This is a genomic window from Deltaproteobacteria bacterium (assembly GCA_012522415.1).
Lineage (GTDB): Bacteria > Desulfobacterota > Syntrophia > Syntrophales > JAAYKM01 > JAAYKM01.
Map to the genome: position 1 here is coordinate 1 of JAAYKM010000031.1, position 2,098 is coordinate 2,098.

The window sequence follows — 2,098 nt, forward strand, 5'->3', positions numbered from 1 at the left end:
GGCCCAAACAGAGCAAATTTGCCGGAAAGACCGTATTTGATTACTTTGAGGATAAATACTCAAACCAGAATAATGAACCGGTTGCTCAGGTAAAGAAGCTGATAATACGAGCTGAAAGAAAAAAAAGCCGGGAGAAGGGGAAGTATCAAACAATTGAGCTTCCTCACCCGTGGACGCAGGAGGAGCTGCAAAAGCTCGAAGAGGAAATTCTTCGCAACAGTAAAGACTGCATGAGAGGACAGACCCCCAGGTATTGGGAAGATGTGAAGATCGGTGATGAATTGCCGCAGCTTATAAAGGGACCTGTGGGATTAACCGATATGGTGGCTGCTGTAGTTGCCGGTCTTGCCCCGGCGCGGCTGAACGCACATGAAGAGGCCCTGATGCAGCATGAGAAAAAGCCCGCCTGGTTTTTCCGTGATCCGGCGACCGGTGCGTGGGAACCGATTTTTGCCGTCCATTACAGCATTGACGGAGCAAAGGCAATGGGTCTGCCTTATCCGTATGACATTGGGATACAGAGGCATTGCTGGCTTGTACAAATGCTTACAAATTGGATAGGTGATGATGGCTGGCTGAAAAGATGCTATGCCGAATATCGGAATTTTGTATTCTTGTCGGATGTGGTACGCATAACGGGCACTGTCACCGAAAAATATGTCGACGATCAGGGAGAATATTGCGTGCGGGTTAAAACAAACGCAATAAACCAGCGCGGAGTAGATGTAATGCCCGGTGAAGCTGAAATAAGTCTGCCTTCAAGAGAAAAAAATACATGGCCGGTTGAGGCAAGGAGATAGTGGAAATGTCAACATCAATAAACCAAAGAAAGCAATGGCAAGCACTCAATTATAAGACGTATGCGGAAGCGACGGCCAATTTCCAGTGGAAGGAGAGGTGGGATGTATTTGACGGTACAAAAGAAAACTTCAATATAACGCATGAATGTGTCGACCGGCACCCGGGTGACGAATTGGCACTGAGAATTAAGTACGATGATCGCAGAACCGAGAGTTACACCTTTGGCCAGATATCCAGTCTGACCTCGAAATTTGCCAATATGCTCGAAAGAAACGGGGTGAAGGCAGGAGACAGAGTTGCCGTACTGCTGTTTCCATCCCTAGCTTTCTATGTGAGCATGTTCGGCATATACAAGAGCGGGACTGTGATGATCCCGTGCTTTCCCCTGTTCGGGCCCGAAGCTATAAACTTTCGCCTGGAAAACGGTGAGGTCAGCACAATCATAACGACCAAAGACAAAACAAACCTAATCGATATGAAGCTGGCGGAGAGGCTGAACTTAAAGTATATCTTTGTTGAAGATATCTTGGGGCTTCTGGCTGATGAAAGCGATGTCTACACACCATCAACCTCATCCAAAGACCTGTGCATGATTCAATTTTCGAGCGGGACAACGGGAACCCCCAAACCGATAAGGTATACGCACGGGGCAATTTCCGTGGCAGCCGTTGTCATGAAATTTGCCGGAGGCCTCAAGCCGGATGACAATTATTTCTGCTGCTCATCTCCCGGATGGGGGCACGGCATCTGGTATGGCACAATCAGCCCGATGATCTTCGGTAAGGCTGCGCAAACAATATCGGGCAAATTTGACCCTGAGATATGCCTGGAGGCGCTCGAGGAGTTTGAAATCACAAATATCGCAGGAATATCTTCCCATTTTCGGCTGATGATGGGAACAGGAAAAGCAGACAAGTATAATCTGAAACTCAGATTCCTAACTTATTCCGGTGAAAAAATGTCCAGGGATTTGATCGATCAAATAAAGAAAACCTGGGGTTTGGATTCTTATACCCAATTTGGAACGACAGAGGTAGGGCCGATAACCTTGGATTACGGTGGATTTGACGATTGGGTCGTTAAGCCCGGCAGTGTAGGCAAACCCATGGTGGGCGGTCTTAAAGTTGTGGTTGTTGACGAGGCCGGGAATGTGTTGCCTCAAGGTCAGATCGGGCAGGTTGCCCTGCAAAAGAAAGACCGTCTGGAAAGAATCGGAGATGAGGTCTATGAAGATGAGGACGGATACTTCTGGTATGTAGGGCGTATAGACGATGTTATTATTTCATCGGGATATACC

2 protein-coding genes are annotated in these 2,098 nt (G+C 47.7%); both read left to right on the forward strand.

The features are described from left to right. On the forward strand, positions 1 to 800 hold an 800-nt coding region (locus GX147_02545; GenBank protein ID NLN59588.1), incomplete at its 5' end, for an acyl dehydratase. Beyond that, positions 800 to 2,098 (forward strand): AMP-binding protein (locus GX147_02550; GenBank protein ID NLN59589.1); only part of this gene is annotated, 1,299 nt, incomplete at its 3' end. The genes GX147_02545 and GX147_02550, both read left to right, overlap by 1 nt.